At 63.8% G+C, this 20652-nt stretch carries 20 protein-coding genes; 2 read left to right on the top strand and 18 right to left on the bottom strand.

Annotated features, from left to right (window positions below; all coding sequences use genetic code 11):
- The first annotated feature begins 224 nt into the window (after window positions 1–224).
- Entirely contained in the window at window positions 225–1241 is a 1017-nt protein-coding gene (locus tag ACW5IY_RS00100; protein ID WP_049436134.1) for a class 1 fructose-bisphosphatase, read from the top strand.
- A 108-nt stretch (window positions 1242–1349) separates the two neighbouring features.
- Complete coding sequence (locus tag ACW5IY_RS00095) at window positions 1350–2057, top strand: 2OG-Fe(II) oxygenase (RefSeq protein ID WP_049436132.1); 708 nt, start codon at window positions 1350–1352, stop codon at window positions 2055–2057.
- An 85-nt stretch (window positions 2058–2142) separates the two neighbouring features.
- Here ACW5IY_RS00095 and ACW5IY_RS00090 read toward each other — a convergent pair whose 3' ends face one another.
- The 18 genes from ACW5IY_RS00090 to dnaA all read right to left on the bottom strand — a co-directional run bounded on the left by ACW5IY_RS00090 (window position 2143) and on the right by dnaA (window position 20652).
- Entirely contained in the window at window positions 2143–2325 is a 183-nt protein-coding gene (locus tag ACW5IY_RS00090; protein WP_049436221.1) for a hypothetical protein, read from the bottom strand.
- Between the two features lie 65 nt (window positions 2326–2390).
- Window positions 2391–2984, bottom strand: a complete 594-nt coding sequence (locus tag ACW5IY_RS00085) for a hypothetical protein (protein WP_049436220.1) — start codon at window positions 2982–2984, stop codon at window positions 2391–2393.
- Window positions 2985–3008: 24 nt separating this feature from the next.
- On the bottom strand, window positions 3009–3617 hold the full coding sequence (locus ACW5IY_RS00080; RefSeq protein ID WP_152906257.1) for a hypothetical protein: 609 nt from the start codon (window positions 3615–3617) through the stop codon (window positions 3009–3011).
- Window positions 3618–3756: 139 nt separating this feature from the next.
- Window positions 3757–4848: a PA0069 family radical SAM protein gene (locus ACW5IY_RS00075; protein ID WP_049436131.1), complete on the bottom strand. Its 1092-nt coding sequence runs from the start codon at window positions 4846–4848 to the stop codon at window positions 3757–3759.
- 145 nt (window positions 4849–4993) lie between these two features.
- Window positions 4994–5737, bottom strand: coding sequence for a pyridoxine 5'-phosphate synthase (locus ACW5IY_RS00070; protein WP_049436130.1), 744 nt, complete (start codon window positions 5735–5737; stop codon window positions 4994–4996).
- Window positions 5738–5746: 9 nt separating this feature from the next.
- The gene (locus tag ACW5IY_RS00065; RefSeq protein WP_049436128.1) at window positions 5747–6016 is read right to left on the bottom strand and encodes a hypothetical protein; all 270 of its coding nucleotides are present in this window, start codon (window positions 6014–6016) and stop codon (window positions 5747–5749) included.
- Between the two features lie 40 nt (window positions 6017–6056).
- Entirely contained in the window at window positions 6057–7517 is a 1461-nt protein-coding gene (cls, locus tag ACW5IY_RS00060; protein ID WP_049436219.1) for a cardiolipin synthase, read from the bottom strand.
- 101 nt (window positions 7518–7618) lie between these two features.
- Window positions 7619–8032, bottom strand: coding sequence for an ExbD/TolR family protein (locus ACW5IY_RS00055; protein ID WP_032129281.1), 414 nt, complete (start codon window positions 8030–8032; stop codon window positions 7619–7621).
- Window positions 8033–8035: 3 nt separating this feature from the next.
- The gene (locus ACW5IY_RS00050) at window positions 8036–8461 is read right to left on the bottom strand and encodes an ExbD/TolR family protein (RefSeq protein WP_012509603.1); all 426 of its coding nucleotides are present in this window, start codon (window positions 8459–8461) and stop codon (window positions 8036–8038) included.
- 57 nt (window positions 8462–8518) lie between these two features.
- On the bottom strand, window positions 8519–9280 hold the full coding sequence (exbB, locus tag ACW5IY_RS00045; protein ID WP_004132614.1) for a TonB-system energizer ExbB: 762 nt from the start codon (window positions 9278–9280) through the stop codon (window positions 8519–8521).
- A gap of 94 nt (window positions 9281–9374) precedes the next feature.
- Complete coding sequence (locus tag ACW5IY_RS00040) at window positions 9375–10043, bottom strand: energy transducer TonB (protein ID WP_049399022.1); 669 nt, start codon at window positions 10041–10043, stop codon at window positions 9375–9377.
- Window positions 10044–10186: 143 nt separating this feature from the next.
- On the bottom strand, window positions 10187–11374 hold the full coding sequence (locus ACW5IY_RS00035) for a tetratricopeptide repeat protein (RefSeq protein WP_032128511.1): 1188 nt from the start codon (window positions 11372–11374) through the stop codon (window positions 10187–10189).
- 132 nt (window positions 11375–11506) lie between these two features.
- On the bottom strand, window positions 11507–12313 hold the full coding sequence (locus tag ACW5IY_RS00030) for a M48 family metallopeptidase (RefSeq protein WP_049436126.1): 807 nt from the start codon (window positions 12311–12313) through the stop codon (window positions 11507–11509).
- A 71-nt stretch (window positions 12314–12384) separates the two neighbouring features.
- A complete protein-coding gene (locus tag ACW5IY_RS00025) occupies window positions 12385–13230 on the bottom strand; it encodes a CPBP family intramembrane glutamic endopeptidase (protein ID WP_049436123.1) in 846 nt (281 codons plus the stop codon).
- 67 nt (window positions 13231–13297) lie between these two features.
- Window positions 13298–15757, bottom strand: a complete 2460-nt coding sequence (gene gyrB, locus ACW5IY_RS00020; protein WP_049436120.1) for a DNA topoisomerase (ATP-hydrolyzing) subunit B — start codon at window positions 15755–15757, stop codon at window positions 13298–13300.
- Between the two features lie 112 nt (window positions 15758–15869).
- Window positions 15870–16964: a DNA replication/repair protein RecF gene (gene recF / locus ACW5IY_RS00015; RefSeq protein WP_049436119.1), complete on the bottom strand. Its 1095-nt coding sequence runs from the start codon at window positions 16962–16964 to the stop codon at window positions 15870–15872.
- Between the two features lie 980 nt (window positions 16965–17944).
- The gene (gene dnaN / locus ACW5IY_RS00010; RefSeq protein ID WP_005411731.1) at window positions 17945–19045 is read right to left on the bottom strand and encodes a DNA polymerase III subunit beta; all 1101 of its coding nucleotides are present in this window, start codon (window positions 19043–19045) and stop codon (window positions 17945–17947) included.
- Between the two features lie 275 nt (window positions 19046–19320).
- Window positions 19321–20652, bottom strand: coding sequence for a chromosomal replication initiator protein DnaA (gene dnaA, locus ACW5IY_RS00005; RefSeq protein WP_005411730.1), 1332 nt, complete (start codon window positions 20650–20652; stop codon window positions 19321–19323).

Below are 20652 nucleotides of genomic sequence, written 5' to 3'. Positions count from 1 at the left end.
GCACACCGTGGCCAGGACACGCCGTAAACCCATCCATGGGGGCTCGGTCGGCGCATCCATGCGCCTCACGGTCCTGGCCACGGTGTGCCTCGCCCTGCGCCTCCATGAAGGAAGGCGCCGACAGCGCAACGCATCTGGAAACGATTACGCCTTCCCGCGCTCACGCACGGCCCCGCCATACGGGCGACAATAGGCGTTTTCCCGCTGCCGAGACCTGCCCGACCATGTCCCGTACTTCGTTGACCCGCTTCCTGATCCAGGAACAGCACGCCGGCCGCATCAATGCCGACCTGCGCCAGCTGATCGCCGTGGTCGCCCGCGCCTGCACCAGCATCTCCATCGCCGTCAGCAAGGGCGCCCTCGGTGGCGTGCTCGGCGACGCCGGTACCGGCAACGTGCAGGGCGAAGCGCAGAAGAAGCTGGATGTGATCAGCAACGAGATCCTGCTTGAAGCCAACGCTTGGGGTGGCCACCTCGCCGCGTGCGCCTCCGAAGAAATGGACCACAGCCAGCCGGTGCCGGACATCTACCCGCGCGGCGATTTCCTGCTGCTGTTCGATCCCCTCGATGGCAGCTCCAACATCGACGTCAACGTCTCCGTCGGCACCATCTTCTCCGTGCTGCGCTGCCCGACCAACGTCGAACTGCCGGGCGACGACGCCTTCCTGCAGCCGGGCAGCAAGCAGATCGCCGCCGGCTACTGCATCTACGGGCCCAGCACCCAGCTGGTGCTGACCGTCGGCCACGGTACCCACGCCTTCACCCTCGATCGCGAGAAGGGCGAGTTCGTGCTGACCACCGAGAACATGCAGATTCCGGCGGCCACCCAGGAATTCGCCATCAACATGTCCAACCAGCGTCACTGGGAAGCGCCGATGCAGGCCTACGTGGGCGACCTGCTGGCGGGCAAGGAAGGCGCGCGCGGCAAGAACTTCAACATGCGCTGGATCGCCAGCATGGTGGCCGACGTGCATCGCATCCTGACCCGCGGCGGCATCTTCATCTATCCGTGGGACAAGAAGGACCCGTCCAAGGCCGGCAAGCTGCGCCTGATGTACGAAGCCAACCCGATGGGCCTGCTGGTCGAACAGGCCGGCGGCGCCGCCTGGACCGGCCGCGAGCGCATCCTCGACATCCAGCCCGACCAGCTGCACCAGCGCGTACCGGTGTTCCTGGGCTCGCGCGAGGAAGTGGCTGAAGCCGTGCGCTACCACAACGCGCACGACGACGCACAGGGCTGAGGGCCTATCGCCTGACAGCGGTCATGGCAGTTCGATGACATGACCGTGGGGTGACACCGAGGGCGGCAAACGGCACCATCAAGCCGTTGCCGCCTAAGGAATGCACGCATGCACGAGCAGGGCCCGGTCGATTTCATCGAAGTCATCCACAACGCCGTCCCCAGCGAGGTCTGCGCGGCCATCGTTGAACGCCTGCGCGCCACGCGTGGCCTGCAGCCCGGTGCCGTGGGCAGTGGCGTGTTCCCGGAACTCAAGCACAGCAAGGATCTGCGCATCAGTGGCCTGGACGGCTGGCAGGATGTCGACCAGCAGCTGCAGATCGCGGTGTTCAACGGCCTGCTGACTTATCTACGCCGTTATCCACAGGCGTTGATTGCGCCGCTGATGTTGCAGATCCAGGACAGCAACGGCCAACCGCGACGCCTGTCTGCCGAGGACTTCCCTGACATGCCGCAGCAGCAGCTGGCCGATCTGGCCCGCACCTGCCTGCGCCCGGGTGCGATCAACCTGCAGTGGTATGCGGCGGGCGAGGGCGGATACCCGTACTGGCACTGCGAGCTGTACCCGAAGGATGCGCAGGCCGAGACCCTGCACCGGCACGTGCTGTGGACGCTGTACCTCAACGACGACTTTGACGAAGGCGAGACCGAGTTCCTGTTCCAAGGGCGCAAGATCGCGCCTCGTACCGGCAGCCTGCTGATTGCGCCGACGGCGTTCACTCATACCCATCGTGGCAATCGCCCGGAGGGTGGGGACAAGTTCATCGCGACGAGTTGGATCCTGTTCCAGAGTGCGCAGAAGTTGTTTGGGGGATAACGCCGAGCCTGCCCGACGATATCGCCTGCTCGGTAGAGTCGAGCTTGCTCGACTGAACCTGGAGCGAAGTCGAACAAGCTCGACGCTACCGTGGGCGGCGGCGATAGAGAATCCCGCCTGCCGCGGCACCGAACACCGCTACACCGAAACCAACGAGCTCTTCTTCTCCCAGCGCGTCGCCTGACATCAGCTTACCGGCCGTCAGCAGTAGAACGTTCAACGGAAGCATCCACAGGAACGCAATGCCCAGCCAGTAGATGATCTTCATGTCATGTGCTCACGGGTCCGGATACATCGACTTGAAGTTGCTGTGTACAGATTGATGCCGCTTGGTCATCTCGTGGGCCCAAAGGTTCGCCAGAGATTTCCGTCGCCGCCTTGCCAGGCACTGAGCTTCTCGACGGGGATTTCCTTGAATTGACAGGTGAACTGGAGATAGAAGGAACGGTCTTCCTTTCGATAACTGTTCCAACCGACAGCCGTCACTTTGACTTCCATCCGACCATCGCGCTCGTGCGGCTGATCTAGTTCGACGTTCACGGAATCGGCCAACCAATAGTCTCCCTTGTGCGCAAAGCCCGCACCGCCACTGGCCAAGCGCGCATCCACTACCTCCGGCATTCCTTCGGACGAAGGCGAGTATCGCTTCAGGCTGCCGGTGATCTTGGTGAACTGCTGGGAATCGATCACGCCCGGCGACTCCGAGAAGAGCCGCAGCAGAAGCAGTGTGTCCGTGCCCTTGCTCACCCACTGACCGGTATTTGCCGTCCAGAGATGTTGCTCGAACTCGTCCAGGTCGGCTGGCATATCAGTGGCAATCGACGCCTGCGGAACGACGATGCATTCGTGGATGGCGCGGGCCTGAACCTGCAGGGTCGCAAGGGAGAAAAGGAGAGCGATGGCCGGAAGAAAACGCAGGCGTTTCATCATGCAGACACCGTTGATTCGACTTCAATCACGTGGGCGATTGGCAGGATGTGCCTGATCGAAAGGGGATGCGTCGGGATCAAATGCTCCCGTCCATGCATTGAGGTCGTGCATCTGCAGGGGCGAGGCTTTCAGGCGCTCTGATAGCTCGGTCGGTGCGTCACATTCACCGCGCCATTGCAGTGGGCTTGCAGAGCGAAACGTTGCATCGACCTGGACCTCGATGCCGGAGTCTCCTGCGGAAACCACGGTAATCTGCCCTGCGACCGGCACTGCGTAGCAGCCCGTCTTTCCGGCAAACGCGCTGGACCCACTGCTATGGAACATCCGTACTCGATCATTTGGGACAGAGAACCGGTCGCCTGCTTTCGCATCAGCGGGGAGCTGGATCGTGAGCTTGCTGAAGGTGGAACGGTCGGTCCTCCACGACGAGCGGAATCGTCTCAGCCCGATCACTTGGCTGTCCCCGGCAACGATCTGGTGACAAGCGAAGAGCCGCTGGCGCGGCTCGACCGTAAGGCAGGTGGGGTCGCGCATGGCAGCGTCTTCAACCACAAACGCACGGGCAGCCTCTGCATCGGTACCACAGAAAAGCAGAAACGCACCACAGCTGAAGGCATGTGAGCGCTTCATGTGCGAACCGATTCGTCGTCAAGCGAACGGCATCGCACTGTCACGGATCCTGGGTCATCCATCTGCATCCCTCCCTGGCTCGCCGGCCATCCGTCCAAGCGCAGATTGTTGCCGGTAAGCCGGGCAGCGGTCCAGCTTTCTAGAACAGACTTCCCTGCGGCGAATCCTTCTTCTGCGGCAGCGGCTTCACGAACCGGCTGCAGTCCAGCTTCGGCCAATGGCTGTTCTGCGCATTGAAACCCAGCCGCTTGCGGGCCAGCTTGAAGCGGTTGTTCAACAGATCGGCATACACGCCCTGGCCGCGCATGCGCGTACCGAACTGGCTGTCGTAGTCCTTGCCGCCGCGCAGCTGCTGGATGGTGCTCATCACATGCGCGGCACGATCGGGATGATGGGTGTCCAGCCAGTCGCGGAACAACGGCGCCACTTCAAGCGGCAGGCGCAGCAGCACGTAACCAGCGGTACTGGCGCCAGCGTCGTGCGCAGCCTCCAGCACGGCCTCCAGCTCGCTGTCGTTGATCCATGGGATCACCGGCGCCACCATCACACCGACCGGAATGCCCGCTTCATGCAGACGCTTCATCGCGCGCAGCCGTGCATGCGGCGCCGATGCGCGCGGTTCCAGCTTTGCGGAAAGATGCGGGTCCAGCGAGGTCACCGAGAAGTGCACGCTGACCAGGTTCTCCGCCGCCAGCGGTGCAAGCAGATCAATATCGCGCTCGACCAGTGCGTTCTTGGTGATCAACGAGAACGGATGCTTGGTTTCCAGCATCACTTCGATCAGCTGGCGGGTCAGCTTGAACTTGCGCTCGATCGGCTGGTACGCATCGGTGTTGATGCCCAGCGCGATCGGCTGCGGCACGTAACCCGGCTTCGACAGCTCCTTGCGCAGCAGTTGCGGTGCATTGGTCTTGGCGAACAGCTTGGTCTCGAAGTCCAGGCCTGGTGACAGGTTCAGATAGGCGTGCGAGGGGCGCGCGAAGCAGTAGGAACATCCATGCTCGCAGCCGCGGTAGGGATTTACCGACTGGCTGAAGCCGACGTCCGGCGAGATGTTGCGGGTGATGATGCTACGCGCGGTCTCGGCACGCACCTCGGTGCGCAGGCGCGGGGCAAGGAACTCCTCGCTCTCGTCCACCGCCCAGCCGTCGTCCACCGCCTCGCTGACGGTGCTTTCAAAGCGCCCGGCATGGTGGGACGTGGAACCTCGGCCCTTGATCGCAATACCCATTGCGGCAGCGTACGTCGCGGCCGTCTCAATGGCTGCGACGGCCGTCTGAAGGGTTCAGGGCAAGTCTGAGCCGAGCGTGGGCTCGGCTCTACAGTGGATACGGGTACTTTGTAGAGCCGAGCCTATGCTCGGCTGCATCCATCGGTCAGAGCAGCGCCAGGTAGCCGCGCACCGTAGCGTCCAGCCCGTCATACAGCGCCTCGCCGATCAGCGCGTGGCCGATCGACACCTCCAGCACGTCCGGCACGTGGGCCAGGAAATCGCGCAGGTTGTCCTGCGACAGGTCATGGCCGGCATTCACGCCCAGGCCAACGGCCTGCGCGCGGCGGGCGGCAGTGGCGAACAGCGCCAGCATCGCGTCGGCATCGCCAGCCGCGTGCGCCTCTGCGTAAGGGCCGGTATACAGCTCGATACGGTCCGCTCCCACCTCGGCTGCCTGCTCCAACAATGGGTTGCCCGCGTCGACAAACAGGCTGACCCGGCAACCCATTGCCTTCAGCGCAGCCACCAGCGGACGCAGGCGCTCGGCATCGCGTTCGAAGTCGAAACCGTGGTCGGAGGTGATCTGGCCATCACCATCGGGGACCAGGGTGGCCTGCGCCGGACGGGTCTGTTCGCACAGGGGCAGCAGCCCCGGATAGCCCTCGCGCGGCGGCGCGAACGGGTTGCCTTCGATGTTGAACTCCACGCCACGTGCGCGGGTCAGCGTGGACAGGGCCAGCACGTCCTCGGCGGTGATATGGCGGCGGTCCGGTCGCGGGTGCACGGTGATGCCATGCGCGCCGGCATCCAGGCAGGCCTGGGCGGCACGCACCACGTCCGGTTCGGCACCGCCGCGCGAATTGCGCAGGACGGCGATCTTGTTGACGTTGACGCTGAGCTGGGTCATGGAACGGAACTACTTGGAAAGAGGGGATGGATCGTGATCGTTGTGGTCGTCACCAGGGCGGGCCTGGGCCTGCTCGCGCAGGCGGCGCAGTTCGTCGGCATCGACCAGTGTGGACGGATCGCGCTGCAGATCGCCGAAGCGGGCCACGTAGCGGCCTCGTACCCAGGCCAGCAGGAAGGCGAGGGCGGCCAGCAGGCACAGGGTCATCAGCCCGGCGCTGGGGGTCTTCAGCGCGAAGGCGAAACAGCCCAGCGCCAGCAGCAGGTACAACCAGTACATAGTGGGGCTCCCCGGGTGATCGCCGCAGTGTAGCGCTGCGTCAGAGCAGCGGCGAGGCCAGCCGGGCGAAGGCCTCGGGCAGGCGGTGCAGCCACAACGAGCGGCCGGCCTGGTCGCGCACCCGCGTGGAACGGTCGAATTCGCCCTGCAGCAATTCGGCCAGGGCAGCCACCCGGTCACGGTCACTGATCATCATCGACAGCTCGAAGTTCAGCCGGAAGCTGCGGTGGTCGAAGTTGGCACTGCCAACGATGCAGACGTCGTCATCGGCGATGAAGGCCTTGGTATGCAGCATGCGTGGGCCGTACTCATAGATCTTCACGCCGGCATGCAGCAGCTCGTCGAAGTAGGAACGGGCGGCCTGGGTGACGAACCAGGAATCGCTCATCTTCGGCACCAGCAGGCGGACGTCCAGCCCGCCCAGCGCGGCCGAGGTCAGTGCCATCCGCGCCGCTTCGCCCGGCACGAAGTAGGGCGTGACCAGCCAGACACGCTCGTGCGCTTCCTGGATCGCCGCCACATGCAGGCGATGGATGGTTTCCCAGCCGGAATCCGGGCCGGAGACCAGCACCTGGGCGTTGATCGCACCATCGCCGCGCAGCGGCATGTCCGCCGGCCACAGACGGGCGATGTCCATGCGCGAGGGATCCTGCCCACTGGCGTAGAGCCAGTCCTCGGCAAACACCAGCTGCAGGCTGCGCACCACGTGACCGCGGATGCGCATGTGCAGGTCGCGGTAGGCATCCGCCCTGCGGCTCTCATCCTCGTCGTCGGTGATGTTGATGCCACCGGTGAAGGCGAGGCGGCCATCGACGATCACCAGCTTGCGGTGGGTACGCAGGTTCAACCACGGGCGCTTGAACGGCTTCAGCAGCTGCCGTGGGTGGAACCAGATCGCTTCGCCACCGGCGTCGAGCAGCGGCTGCAGGAAGCGGCGGGGCAGGGCCGACGAACCCACCGCGTCGAGCAGCAGGCGCACCTGCACACCCGCGCGGGCGCGTTCGACCAGGGCATTGCGCAGCGCGGTGCCGGCGTGGTCCGGGTTGAAGATGTAGTACTCCAGATGGACGTGGTCGCGGGCCTGCGCGATGGCGTCCAGCAGGGCCGCGTAGGTTGCCGCGCCATCCACCAGCCAGGTGACTTCGGTGGCGCTGCTCGGCGCGAGCCCGGTGGTGGCCTGGGCGATCTTGGCCAGCTCGATGCAGTCGGCATCGGGCGGGCAGACGTCGCTGTAGTGCTCCATGCCCGACCGCGCGCGTCCACGGCGCAGGCGCTGCCGCTTCACCTTCTGCGGGCCCAGCAGGTAATAGATGAAGAGACCCAGGTAGGGCAGCAGCGCCAGTGACAGGATCCAGCTCAGTGTGGCCACCGGCTCGCGCTTCTGCAGCATGATCCAGCCCGCCAGCGCGAACAGGTACAGCAGGTAGGCTACCGCCAGGATCGTGCCGAGGTGGGCGATGCCGTCGAGCCAGTGGCGCAGGGAGTCGAAGAGGGCGAGCATCCGCCGATCATAACGGTCCAGGCCGTCAGGCATAAAAAAGACGCCCCTGTTTCCAGGGGCGTCTGCAGTCGCGTCATGACTGTTGTATTGCGGTGTAGCAGTTACTGCTGCACAAAACCGATCTTCTTCATCTGAGCGTTCTTCGCGGCGGCCAGAACCTTGGCCATCACGTCGTACTCGGAATCCGGGCTGGCGTCGATGCGCAGTTCCGGCTGGTTGGTCGGGTCCTTCTGGACCTCGTTCTCCATCCGCTGCTGCAGCTCGCTCGCATTGATCGGGCTGTTGTTCCACGAGACCTGGTTGCTGGCGTCGATCTTGAGTTCGATCGGCGGCGGCGGTTCGACCAGCTGCGGCGGTGGGTTGAGCACGCGCTGCGGCAGGTCCACGGCGATCGGGTACGTCATGATCGGCGCGGTCACGATGAAGATGATCAGCAGAACCAGCATCACGTCCACGAGGGGCGTGACGTTGATGTCTGCCATGGGGCCTTTGCCACCACCACTACTGAATGCCATGGCTTACTGCCCCTTCTCTTTGGTCGCGACGAAGCCGACGTCCAGCATGCCCTGTTCCTGCGCGATCTTGGTCATCTCGTTGATGACACGCATCTTGGTGGTGCGGTCACCACGCAGGTTCAACGGCGGCTGCGGGGTCTGCTGGGCGGCGGTCGCCAAGCGCGACTCGAGAGTCTGCTTGTTGATTTCTTCGTCGTTCCAGTAGATCGAGCCATCTTCCTTGACTGCCAGGGTGATGGGGCCCTTGCGGTCGTTGGTGTCGTCCGGCTTCTGGACCAGGTTGGCCTCCGGCAGATCCACCTTGACCTTGTGGGACATCAGGGGCGCCGTGATGATGAAGATGATCAGCAGCACCAGCATCACGTCCACGAGGGGCGTAACGTTGATGTCGGCCATGGGGCCGCCGCTGTTACCACTACTGAAAGCCATAACGGGCTCCGTCTAGATCGTGTTGACTACGTTCTCGCTGGGTACAGCGCGTCGCAATTAGCGGACGCGCGAACCGGTGGCGAAGAAGTCGTGCAGGTCGTGCGCGAAGGTATCGAACTTGCTGATGGTCGCGCTGTTGATCTTGCTGAAGAAGTTGAAGGCGAACACGGCCGGGATCGCGACGAACAGACCGATCGCGGTCATGATCAGCGCTTCACCCACCGGGCCTGCAACGGCGTCGATCGAAGCGGAGCCGGTGGCACCGATCTTGATCAGCGCGCCGTAGATGCCCCACACGGTACCCAGCAGACCGACGAACGGAGCGGTCGCGCCGACGGTGGCCAGCAGGGTCATGCCCGACTGCAGCTTGTTGCTTTCGCGGGTCACGGCCTGACGCAGGGCGCGGTCGACGAACTCCGAACGGCTCAGGTTCTCACCCACGCCGCCGGTGGCGCCGCCTTCAGCGCGCTGGTGGTGGGCAGCAGCCTGGGCAGCGTCCAGGGCGATCTTGGAGAACGGCTCGGAAGCCGGCTGTTCTTCCATCGCACGGATGGCGTCCTGCGCGTTCGGGGTATCCCAGAACAGGCTGACGACGCGATCAGCGGCGCTCTTCAGGCGGGTGGCGCGGAAGATGTTGATGACGGTCCAGTACCAGGACATGGCCGACATGACGACCAGGGTCAGCAGCACGACCCAGGAAACCGCGAAATCACCCGGCTTGGTGGTCATTTCGTGGATCAGGTGCTCGAAGCCCATCTGCGACAGGGCGTTGGACGGATTGCCCCCGGCAGCAGCGGCGATGAAAATTTCCTGCAGCATGACGCTTACCTTTGTTGTGTGTGGTGATAAAGGGTGTAGCTAAGCTAAACAATCGAACTGGGAGCGGGGGTGGCCAGGCGGCCACCCGGTCGCATCAGTTCAGCGCAAAGTTGACCGGGACGCGAACGCGACCTGCCGCCTTCTTACCGCCAGATTCAGCGGCGTTGAAGCGCCACTTGCGAGCTGCTTCCATCGCAGCACGGTCCAGGTCGCGGTTACGGCTGGACTTTTCCACCGTGACATTGGTGACGTTGCCGCTGGCATCGACATCAATGATCAGGATCACTTCGCCCTGGATACCAGCGCGGAAGGCTGCCGGCGGGTAGCGCGGCGGATTCATGGCCTTCGACGAGATGTCCACGCTGGCCTCGATCGAGGTCGGCGGAGCCGGCGGCGACGGAGGCGACGGCGGGGTGACGATATCGCTCGGGCGCGGTTCCGGCACATCCACGACCGGCGCCTGCGGCGGCGGCGGGACCGGCGACGGCTTCGGCGGCGACAGATTCTTCACCGGCGGCGGCGGAGTATCGGTCGGCGGCGGCGGCGGCGGCGGCGGGGGCGGCGGCGGCGGGGCGTCGACGATGGTCACCATGACGTTGCGCTCCTTCTCAGCCACGGCCTTGGGAGCCACGGCGGGGATCAGGAGCATCATGAACGCGGCCAGATGCAGGGCAATTACAAACGCGATGCCGACGATGCGAGGCCAGCTCAGCCCCTTGTCATCGGGTTGTTCGTACCGGTGAACGACTAGTTGTTCCGTCATGCGCCAAGAGCTCAATAGTGGGGCCGGGATGCCGGGGGCGGAATCCCTGATCAGCGGTGCATGACACCGCAGGAACCTCCAAGCTTATACCAATCCTGAGCGCCTGCGCATCAACTGTGCAGGCATTCAGGCGTTATTCCTACTTACTTCAGGTTGATGATTTTTTTGGCATCAGCCTGGTTCTTCACACCCTTCGCCAGCGCCTGCTGGGCGGCCTGCTTGGCCTCCGGGATGCGACCTTCGGCATGCAGGACGCGTGCCAGGTTCAGGTAGGTCTCACCGTCCTTGGACAGCGGGGCAGCCTTCTGCCACGCATCGATCGCCTGCGGCACCTGGTCGGAGTAGTAGTAGGACTGGGCCAGCGCCAGGTAGACCTGGTAATCCGGCTTAAGGATGCCCTTCTGCAACCCTTCGTTGATGACCGCGATGACGTCCTTTTCCTTGTGTTCGGTGTTGGCATAGATCGAGTACAGCTGCTTGTACTCGCGCTCTTCGGTGAGCTGGCCGCTGCTGCGCAGCTTGTCCATCACCGCGGCAGCCTTCTCCATCTGATCGGCCTGCATGTACATGCTGGCCAGGTTCAGCTGGGCCTTCTTGTCGTTCGGGTTCTTGGCGGCCAGTGCCTCGGCTTCCTTCACCGCTTCACCGGACTGGCCGGCTTCGGAGAGGGCCGCCATCAGCAGCTGGTTCCAGTTGTCCTTCGGTTCGGTGGCGCCGGCGATGGCCTGCTTCAGCACCGGGATCGCTTCCTGGTAGCGCTCCAGCTGGTACAGCGCCTGTCCCTTGGCGATCAGTTCTTCCGGCTTGGTCGACTTGCTCTCGGCGAAGTACTTGTCCAGGGTCGCCAGGCCTTCGGCGGTCTGGTCTTCCTGCAGCTGCAGCTGGCCCAGCATCAGCATCGACTGGAAGTGGCCGTTGTTGTCCAGGCCGTTGAACTGCAGGACCTGCTTCAGGTAGGCAACGGCAGCCGGGGTGTCGTCGGTCTGGTAGGCGGCCTGCGAGGCCAGCTGCGCGGCCAGCGACTTGTCGTACTCGTTCGCGGCGCTGTCAGCCAGGATCGCGTCGGCCTGCGTGCGCGTCTCCGGGAACTTTTCCTTGTTGTAGCTGTCGATCATCTTCTGCAGCTTGCTGCCCAGCTTGGCCGAAGCCTTGACGGTCGGCTCCTCGCGGGTCGCGTTCGGGTACAGCGCTTCGGCCTTGGCCTGCTTGCCGCCGCGGTTGCCACGCTCGGAGGAACGCGAGGACTGCGCGAAGGCATCGGTGACCACGGCGCCGGTCAGGGCGGTCGCGACGAGGACGGAAAGCACAGCTTTGTGGTTACGGAAAATCATCGTTCACCTCGATCGAACCGCCGGTTAGCGGCAAAGTCGGACTGTCAGAAAAATCTGAGCCGCCAAACGTATCAGAAACAGATGGCGTGAGAAATCGTTTTATGTGCTGCAATACAGCATAGAAATGCGCACTCATCCGCACTTTGGCCGCAGCCCGGCCGCCTGCGCCTGCTGATAGACCGGTGTCAGAGCCGGTGCATCGCGTCGCAGTTCCTGGATCCGGTTGGCTGGGTCAGGGTGGGTGGACAGCCATTGTGGGCTGCGACCGCCACTGGCGGCCATCATGTTCTGCCACAGGTCGACCGCCTGTGCCGGATTGAAACCGGCCTGGGCCATCAGTCGCTGGCCGATCACGTCGGCCTCGCTTTCCTGGGTGCGTGAACCGGGCAGCAGGAAGGCGGTCTGCGCGCCCATGCCACCGAGCTGGTTGACGGTGCTGGCAGCGCCTTCGCCGTACGCCGCGCCGGCCAGCGCACCGAGCACGGCCAGCCCGGTCTGCGCGCCTATCTGCCGGGTGATGCGCTCCTCGTGGTGGCGGGCGATGACGTGGCCGATTTCATGGCCGATTACGGCAGCCAGCTGATCCTGGTTCTTGGCGACGGTGAAGATGCCGGTGTTCACGCCGACCTTGCCGCCGGGCAGGGCGAAGGCGTTGGGCTCCTTGTCGACGAACACCGCCGTCTCCCACCGTACGCCACGGTATTGAGGCGGCAACTGCGCGACCAGGGCATTGACCACGCACTGCACGTAACCGTTCTGGCGGCCGTCGGTGCTGATCTTTTCCTTCTGCTTGGTTTCGGCGAACGCCTGTGCGCCGAGCTGATCCAGCTGCGCCTGCGACACCCCGCCCACCATCTGCCGGCGGCCGGTAGGGGAGGTCGTGGTCGCGCAGGCGCTGACCAGGGTGGTGATGACAAGGGCCAGCAGCAGTTGTTTCATGGATCCACCCCCGTGTTCATATGCGCAGTGTGTAGCGTAGCGGCTTAATCTTTCGTCAAGCGGACACGGCGTTACGTTGCCCCGAAGAACACAAGTGCGGCAAGCGCCACGCCGTTGTTCAGCGCGTGCGCGGCGATCGCGGCCCAGAGCGTACCGGTGCGCTGGTACAACCAGCAGAACGCAGCACCCATGCCGCCATAGACCAGCCACAGCTGCGCGATCTCGGCCGGGCCGTTGGCGCTGGTGCCAGGGATTTCATGGATGAGGGCGAAAGCAAGGCTGCTCAGTACCACGCCCAGCCACGGGCGCCCGGCCTTCCACAGGCGGCCAAACAGCACGCGGCGGAACAGCAGCTCCTCGTAGGCCGGTGCCAGCACCACCGCGAACAGCACCAGGAACAAGGGGAAGCGTGCGATCGCGCTCTGCATCAGCGCCAGGTTGGTGGGGACCGGCTCGATGCCGAACTGCTTGGCCAGGAAGGCGATGCCATTGCTGCCGAGCACGATCAGGGTCGCCACCAGCAGGGTCCAGCCCCAGGTTGAGGGACGGCGCAGCGCCTGGCGCGACGCGTGGCGCTCGGCGGCGTTGGCCGGCCGTCGCCAGAAGTACAGCAGCAACGCGGCACCGCCGGTGGCAAACAGCGCCATGAGAATCTGTGCAAGCGCGCCGGGCTGGCCCAGTGACGCCGCTAACGAACTGGCGTCGGGTGCACCAGCGCCGGCCTGCGCGTTCGCGTAACCGACCATCACGCCACGGTACAGGCCCCACAGCAGGCCGCTGATCAGGCTCAGGCCGAACAGGGTGACAGCCGCGATACCCAGGTCGATGAAGAACCCCGCCAACGGCGAAACGGCACGCGGCGCGGCAGAAGCCGGCGGAACCGGGGGCGGAGCGGAAACCGGGGCGGATGCGGACATCAGGTACCTGTGTTCAAGAGTCGAAGGCCGGCGCGCCTCCCCGCGCACCGGCCGTGTCCCGATTGTGTCAGATATCCAGGTTTGCGACCTTCAGCGCGTTGTCTTCGATGAAGTCGCGACGCGGTTCGACGACATCGCCCATCAGCGTGCTGAAGATCTGGTCAGCAGCGACAGCGTCTTCGATGCGCACCTGCAGCAGTCGACGGGTTTCCGGATTCACCGTGGTGTCCCACAGCTGCTCCGGATTCATTTCACCCAGGCCCTTGAATCGCTGGATCTGGCGGCCGCGCTTGGCCTCCTCGAGCAGCCAGTTCTGTGCCTTGGCAAAGCTGTCGACTTCGATCGACTTGGCACCGCGGGAAATGGTCGCGCCTTCGCGGACCAGACCGTGCAGCAGCTTCGATGCCTGGTGGATCGCGCGCAGCTCGCCGCTTTCGAAGGCCGACATCGGCAGCACCTGGATGTGCTGTTCGCCCATGTGGCGACGGGTCACCAGCACAGCGGCCGGGCGCTCGTCGTTGGCTTCCTGCAGTTCCAGCGTGAAGCGCGGGCTGCCCAGGCTGCCCTGGTTGAGGCGCTTGGCCAGTGCGTCCAGTCCTTCACCTTCGCCGGCAGCGCGCAGGCTTTCCAGGTCCATCGGTACGAAGTCGACCAGCGCTTCAAGCAGGTTGCGGTCGTAGCGATGTGCGTTGCGCTCGATCGAATCCAGCGCGGCCGCGTAGGTCAGCAGCAGCTTCTCCAGCGCAAGGCCCTCGATGCCGGGCTCGCCGGTGGCCGGCACCAGTGCAGCGTTTTCCACTGCGCTGCTGGCCAGGTAGCTGTCCAGCGCCGGATCATCCTTCAGGTACAGCTCCTGCTTGCCCTGCTTGATCTTGTACAGCGGCGGCAGGCCGATGTAGACGTAACCGCGCTCGATCAGCTCCGGCATCTGACGGTAGAAGAACGTCAGCAGCAGGGTGCGGATGTGGGCACCGTCGACGTCGGCGTCGGTCATGATGATGATCTTGTGGTAACGCAGCTTGTCCGGGTTGTACTCGTCACGGCCGATGCCGGTGCCCAGCGCGGTGATCAGCGTACCGACCTGGTCGGAGGACAGCATGCGGTCGAAACGCGCGCGTTCCACGTTGAGGATCTTGCCGCGCAGCGGCAGCACCGCCTGGTTCTTGCGGTTGCGGCCCTGCTTGGCCGAGCCACCTGCCGAGTCACCCTCGACGATGAACAGTTCGGACAGTGCCGGATCCTTTTCCTGGCAGTCGGCCAGCTTGCCCGGCAGGCCGGCGATATCCAGCGCGCCCTTGCGGCGGGTCAGGTCGCGGGCCTTGCGCGCCGCTTCACGTGCACGGGCGGCATCGACGATCTTGCCGGCGATCGCCTTGGCTTCGTTCGGGTTTTCCTGCAGGAACTCTTCCAGGCGCGCACCGAAGGCATTTTCCACCGCCGGACGCACGTCGGAGCTGACCAGCTTTTCCTTGGTCTGGCTGGAGAAGCTCGGGTCCGGCACCTTCACCGACAGCACCGCGATCATGCCTTCGCGCATGTCGTCGCCGGTCAGGTTGATCTTGGCCTGCTTGGCGATGCCGTTCTGCTCGATGTAGTTGTTGAGCACACGGGTCAACGCACCGCGGAAACCGGCCAGGTGAGTGCCGCCGTCCTTCTGCGGAATGTTGTTGGTGAAGCAGTACATCGTCTCCTGATAGGAGTCGGTCCACTGCAGCGCCACGTCCACGACGATGCCGTTGTGCTCGCCGGTGACCGAGATGACGTTCGGGTGCAGCGGGGTCTTCAGCTGGGCCAGATGCTCCACGAAGCTGCGGATGCCGCCTTCGTAGTGGAAATCATCGCGACGGCCATCACCACGCTCGTCGGCAAGGACGATCTTGACGCCGGAGTTCAGGAACGACAGCTCGCGCAGGCGGCGGGCCAGGATGTCGTAGTGGAATTCCACGTTGTCGTGGAAGGCGACGGTGGACGGCCAGAAACGCACGGTGGTGCCACGCTTGGTGGTGGCTTCCAGCTTGGCCAGCGCGGTCACGGCTGCGCCGTTGCTGAATTCCTGCTGGTAGTGGGAACCGTTCTGGAACACGTCCACCAGCAGCTTCTGCGACAACGCGTTGACCACGCTGACGCCGACGCCGTGCAGGCCGCCCGAAACCTTGTAGCTGTTGTCGTCGAACTTGCCGCCCGCGTGCAGGACGGTCATGACCACTTCGGCCGCAGACACTTCGCGGCCGAGCTTGGCGCTCATCTGCTCGTGCTTGCCGGTCGGAATGCCGCGGCCGTTGTCGGACACCGAGACCGAGCCGTCGGCGTGGATCGTCACCGCAACGTGGTCGGCGTGGCCGGCCAGCGCTTCGTCGATCGAGTTGTCGACGACCTCGAACACCATGTGGTGCAGACCGGTACCGTCATGCACGTCGCCGATGTACATGCCTGGACGCTTGCGGACAGCCTCCAGGCCTTCCAGGGCGGTAATGCTGTTGGCGTCGTAATTGCCGTTGTTTGCCGGGGTGTTCTGTTCGTCGCTCATTGCGCTTGCCGTAGGCTCCGCAGGTCGGCCACCGCTTGGGGCGATGCGCCGAGAATAAAAGGATTCCAACCCGAATTATACCAGCCGGGGTCGAACGGCCCTGGTGTGTCCACTATGGCACAGCCACGATCTGTGCATGTTCCACGTGGAACCGGGCGATGTGGGTCAATTCCTGCAGCGCCGCCGGGGTTTCGGTGGCGGTGATGAATATCTGTGCCGGTCCAGTGAGCAGGCGCTCCAGTACCCGCGCCTGGTGGGTGCGATCCAGCTCCGAGGCTAGATCATCCAGCGCGATCACCGGCCATTCGCCGCGCTGTTCCGCATAGTCCTCGGCCTGTGCCAGCAGGCACGCCAATGCCGTCAGCTTGGCCTGGCCGCGGGACAGTGCATCACGCCCCGGAATGCTGTGGAAATCCACACTCCAGTCCGCCCGGTGCGGGCCGACCGAGGTATACCCGGCCTGCCGGTCGCGTTCCCGGGCCAGAAGCAGGGCATCGGCCAAGGGAAGCTCATGCCGCCGCCATCCAGGACTCAAGTCCAGTCCCTGGATGCCCAGTTGCGGCGCCAGGCTGGCGGCCAAGTCCACCGTGCGCTGCTGCAGACGCTCCAGGTAGTGCTGGCGGCGGCTGGTCAGCGGTTCTCCGGCCTCGGCCAGCTCGTGATCCCAGGTATCAAGCATCCGCGACGGCCCGCCCTGCTTGAGCAGAGCATTGCGCTGCTTCAGCGCCCGGGAGTAGCGGCGCCACAAGGACAGAAAATCCGGTTCCACGTGGAACAAGCCCCAATCGAGGAAGCGGCGGCGGGGTTCGCCACCACCACTGACCAGTGCATGGCTCCCGGGCTCGAACGTCACCACGGCCAGTGCTGCGCAGAGATTACCCAGCTGCGCGACATCTTCGCCGTCCAATCGCCCCTTCCAGTCCTGGCCACTGTGGCGCAACCCGGCCTTTCTGCGGTGGGGCGGGTGATTGGCACGCTGTTCGTCCCATTCAACGAAGATTTCCAGCGCTTCCTGGCCCTGGCTTACCAGACCATCGCGCACTCGACCACGGAAGCTGCGCCCATAGGCCATCAGGTGCAGGGCTTCGAGCACGCTGGTCTTGCCGGCACCGTTGTCGCCGGTCAGCAGGTTCAATCCCGGCTGGGGCGACAGGTCCACCGCACTGAAGCGACGCAGTTGATGCAAGGCGAGGCGGCGGATCTGCATGGGGCGCGAAAGACCATCCGCACGGGGCGGTAGAGGGGCAGGGAATCCATCAGCTTACTGCATCGGTCAAGCCGGGCGCAGGGGCAGGCCGGTCGAGCCGAAGGTGCAGCTTCTGCACCCATCGATGGACGCGTTCCACGTGGAATGCGGGTGACGCTCCCGCGCGTACCGGGCTGGAACGGCCCGAAATTTCTTCAAATCTGCGCGGGGTTCCAGGGTTCAGGCCCTCAGATTTCGCCGATTTCACGAGCACTGAAGGGCCATTGCGGGACACCTCGCGGGTGGTTCCGACGGATAACCCCGCCGATTCCTTCAAATCTGCGATCCGATGCCCTGGAGGGTTCCACAGATTTCAAGAAATTCAGGACGCTCGTTCCACGCTGTCCACAGGAGGTATGTATGACTTATACACAAGCTATGGGCAATCTGTGGATAAAAAAGCCCTTTTGATACGCGGTGAAAACTATCCACAGGTTCCCCCCCAGCCCGAGGGCCCTCTATACAGGGGGTTTCAGGCTCATAAATCTATTTAAAAACAAATAGATAGTGCATTTTTCCACGAAATCTGGCTCTACCATCACCACCATGCTTTAGATTTATACCCAGATTTAGAAGCTAGGATTGCCCAAAATTGCCTCCGCGCCGGCCTGTGGACAGTGCCGTTCGCAGAAGCGGAGGACCTCCTCCCGTGGAAGATGATCTGCTGCTTCCAGCATTGAAGATCAGGACAGCGAAGTGCGACATGCGAAGCGCTCGCTGCCAGATCCCCAATCGCATGGAGCCCGACGAGCACTGCAAGGCGAATTCCCAGCGTCCTGGATCCCGAGTTGCTTAGAGCAAGCGAGATCGGATTGGTCTGGGGCCGAGCAGGGCACGTCCGGGATTTCTCCGATCCGTTTCGACAATGCTCCACGTGGAACATAAAAAAACGCCCGGGAGGTCCCGGGCGCTTCTGGGTTCCACGTGAAACAGCGTTTCCGTCAGAGACGCAGCGGCATCACCACGTGGCGCGACTTCTCGCTGCTGGATTCACGCACCAGCGCCGAGGAGTTGGAGTCGCGCAGCTGGATGATCACTTCCTCGTCGCGCAGGGCAGACAGGGCATCCAGCAGGTAGTTCACGTTGAAGCCGATGGCCAGATCGCTGACCGTTGTGTCGGCTTCGATCTCTTCCTGGGCTTCTTCCTGTTCCGGATTGTGCGCGCTGATCTTCAGGTTGCCCGGCGAGACTTCCACGCGAATGCCGCGGTACTTCTCGTTGGACAGGATCGCGGCGCGCTGCAGCGAGGCACGCAGTGCTTCACGATCAACCTTCACTTCGCGGTCGGCACCGATCGGGATCACCGCTTCGTAATCCGGGAAGCGGCCGTCGATCAGCTTCGAGGTGAAGGTGACATCGTCGCGCTTGACGCGGACGTGGCTGCGGCCGACTTCCAGCTCGATCTCGCGATCGCCGCTTTCCAGCAGGCGCTGCAGCTCGGTCACGCCCTTGCGCGGCACGATGATCTGGCGCTTCGAACCGCTGGGCTTGGCCAGGTCTGTTTCGCAAAGGGCCAGGCGGTGGCCGTCGGTGGCAACGGTGCGCAGCGCATCGCCACGTAGGTCGAACAGCAGACCGTTGAGGTAGTAACGCACGTCCTGCTGGGCCATCGCGAAAGCGGTGCGCTCGATCAGTTCCTTCAGGGTTGCTTCGCCGATGGCCACGCGCTCGGTGGCTTCCACTTCGTCCACCGACGGGAAGTCGTTGGAGGGCAGGGTCGCCAGCGTGAAGCGGCTGCGACCAGCCTGCACGGTGATCTTGTCACCGGTCTGCGAGACGGTGATCCGGCTGCCATCGGGCAGGGCGCGGATGATCTCGAACAGCTTGCGGGCGGGAATGGTGGTTTCGCCGTCCTGAGCATCTTCAACCGCGATCCGCGACACCATCTCCACTTCCAGGTCGGTACCGGTCAGCGACAGCTGGCCGTTCTGCACCTGGACCAGGAAATTGGCCAGAACCGGAAGGGTCTGGCGGCGTTCGACCACGTTGACGACCTGTGCCAACGGCTTGAGAAAGGCTTCGCGCTGCAGTGTGAAACGCATGTGGTTCCGTGCCCCTATGCTTTAAAAAATGTGGAATAAATCAAAAGCTTGGTGGTGCTGGTAGAGACAGAATCGCTGGAAAACAACGCTAAGTCTTTGTAAATAAAAGAATTTCAGACATCGAAACCCTCTGTATTACCGACCCCCAGGGGGTGGGGAAAGCTGTGGATAAATCCGGCGGGATTTCAAACGCCATTTTTATCCACAACGTGTCCCGCGCTTGCTACCGGATTCTGCACCGTTTTGTGCGATGACGCCTCATCGGCATCCGTGCATCATTCGCTCAGCTTCCGGATCAGCTTGTCCCAGTCCTCGCGGAGCTTGCCGTCGGTTTCCATCAGGGTCCGGATCTGGCGGCAGGCATGCAGCACCGTGGTGTGATCGCGACCGGCAAAGGCATCGCCGATCTCGGGCAGGCTGTGCTCGGTCAGTTCCTTGGTCAGGGCCATGGCGACCTGGCGCGGACGTGCCAGCGAACGGGTCCGACGCTTCGACAGCAGATCCTTGATCTGCAGGCCGTAGTAGTCGGCAACGGTTTTCTGGATGTTGGGAATGCTGATCGCCTGCTGCTGGGCGCGCAGCAGGTCGCGCAGGGTTTCCTGGGCGAATTCGGTGGTGATCGCGCGGCCGGTGAAATTGGCGCGGGCGGTCAGGGTATTCAGCGCACCTTCGAGGTCGCGCACGTTGGAGCGCATCTTCTTGGCGATCAGGAACGCAACATCATCGGGAATCTCGGCACCGCGTTCGCGTGCCTTGGCCAGCACGATCGCGGCGCGGGTCTCGAAGTCCGGCGGTTCGATCGCGACCGACAGGCCCCAGGCAAGCCGCGACTTCAGGCGCGCTTCCAGGCCTTCGACCTCGCGCGGATAGCGGTCGCAGGTCAGGATGATCTGCTGCTTGCCATCGAACAACGCGTTGAAGGTGTGGAAGAACTCTTCCTGGGTGCGGTCCTTGCCCGCGAAGAACTGGATGTCATCGATCAGCAGCGCGTCCACCTGCTGGAACTGGCGCTTGAACTGATCCATGGTCTTTTCCTGCAGGGCCCGGATCATCGCGCTGAAGAACTGTTCCGAACGCAGGTACAGCACCTTCGCGCCCGGATTGGCCTGGCGCATGGCGTTGCCGGCGGCGAACATCAGGTGGGTCTTGCCCAGGCCGGTGCCTCCGTACAGCAGCAGTGGGTTGTGCGCGCGGTCGCCCGGCTTCTGCGCTGCCTGGAAGGCGGCGGCCAGGCCCAGCTGGTTGCTGCGGCCTTCGACGAAGTTGGCGAACGTGTAGTGATTGTCCAGGTTGCCGGCGAACGGTACCTGCGGTTCACTGGACACATGCGCCGAGGGCGTGGAAACCGGCGCGTTCTGCGCCTCCACGGGACGCGGGCGCGAGCCGATTTCAAGAAAAACGTCGCTGAAACCGGCGAAATGCGCCAGCAGTTCGCGGATTCGGGCCAGGTACAGCTCGCGGACCTGGTCGACGATGAAGGCATTCGGTGCATACAGCACCAGGCTGTCCACGCGCAGATCGGCCTGCAGTGGCTTCAACCAGGTATGAACGTCTTCCGGCGGGAACTCCGCTTCGAGGCGCTCGAGACTACGGGACCAAGCATCCAT

It is taken from the genome of Stenotrophomonas sp. C-A (assembly GCF_054030835.1).
The sequence above is the reverse complement of the archived record's forward strand: the minus strand, read 5'-3'. Positions and strand labels throughout refer to the sequence as shown.

Bases quoted from the DNA above. Each gene is read 5' to 3' on its own strand.
- ACW5IY_RS00100 (WP_049436134.1), top strand. From the start codon at position 225: ATGTCCCGTACTTCGTTGACCCGCTTCCTGATCCAGGAACAGCACGCC.
- ACW5IY_RS00095 (WP_049436132.1), top strand. From the start codon at position 1,350: ATGCACGAGCAGGGCCCGGTCGATTTCATCGAAGTCATCCACAACGCC.
- ACW5IY_RS00090 (WP_049436221.1), bottom strand. From the start codon at position 2,325: ATGAAGATCATCTACTGGCTGGGCATTGCGTTCCTGTGGATGCTTCCG.
- ACW5IY_RS00085 (WP_049436220.1), bottom strand. From the start codon at position 2,984: ATGAAACGCCTGCGTTTTCTTCCGGCCATCGCTCTCCTTTTCTCCCTT.
- ACW5IY_RS00080 (WP_152906257.1), bottom strand. From the start codon at position 3,617: ATGAAGCGCTCACATGCCTTCAGCTGTGGTGCGTTTCTGCTTTTCTGT.
- ACW5IY_RS00075 (WP_049436131.1), bottom strand. From the start codon at position 4,848: ATGGGTATTGCGATCAAGGGCCGAGGTTCCACGTCCCACCATGCCGGG.
- ACW5IY_RS00070 (WP_049436130.1), bottom strand. From the start codon at position 5,737: ATGACCCAGCTCAGCGTCAACGTCAACAAGATCGCCGTCCTGCGCAAT.
- ACW5IY_RS00065 (WP_049436128.1), bottom strand. From the start codon at position 6,016: ATGTACTGGTTGTACCTGCTGCTGGCGCTGGGCTGTTTCGCCTTCGCG.
- cls (WP_049436219.1), bottom strand. From the start codon at position 7,517: ATGCTCGCCCTCTTCGACTCCCTGCGCCACTGGCTCGACGGCATCGCC.
- ACW5IY_RS00055 (WP_032129281.1), bottom strand. From the start codon at position 8,032: ATGGCATTCAGTAGTGGTGGTGGCAAAGGCCCCATGGCAGACATCAAC.
- ACW5IY_RS00050 (WP_012509603.1), bottom strand. From the start codon at position 8,461: ATGGCTTTCAGTAGTGGTAACAGCGGCGGCCCCATGGCCGACATCAAC.
- exbB (WP_004132614.1), bottom strand. From the start codon at position 9,280: ATGCTGCAGGAAATTTTCATCGCCGCTGCTGCCGGGGGCAATCCGTCC.
- ACW5IY_RS00040 (WP_049399022.1), bottom strand. From the start codon at position 10,043: ATGACGGAACAACTAGTCGTTCACCGGTACGAACAACCCGATGACAAG.
- ACW5IY_RS00035 (WP_032128511.1), bottom strand. From the start codon at position 11,374: ATGATTTTCCGTAACCACAAAGCTGTGCTTTCCGTCCTCGTCGCGACC.
- ACW5IY_RS00030 (WP_049436126.1), bottom strand. From the start codon at position 12,313: ATGAAACAACTGCTGCTGGCCCTTGTCATCACCACCCTGGTCAGCGCC.
- ACW5IY_RS00025 (WP_049436123.1), bottom strand. From the start codon at position 13,230: ATGTCCGCATCCGCCCCGGTTTCCGCTCCGCCCCCGGTTCCGCCGGCT.
- gyrB (WP_049436120.1), bottom strand. From the start codon at position 15,757: ATGAGCGACGAACAGAACACCCCGGCAAACAACGGCAATTACGACGCC.
- recF (WP_049436119.1), bottom strand. From the start codon at position 16,964: ATGCAGATCCGCCGCCTCGCCTTGCATCAACTGCGTCGCTTCAGTGCG.
- dnaN (WP_005411731.1), bottom strand. From the start codon at position 19,045: ATGCGTTTCACACTGCAGCGCGAAGCCTTTCTCAAGCCGTTGGCACAG.
- dnaA (WP_005411730.1), bottom strand. From the start codon at position 20,652: ATGGATGCTTGGTCCCGTAGTCTCGAGCGCCTCGAAGCGGAGTTCCCG.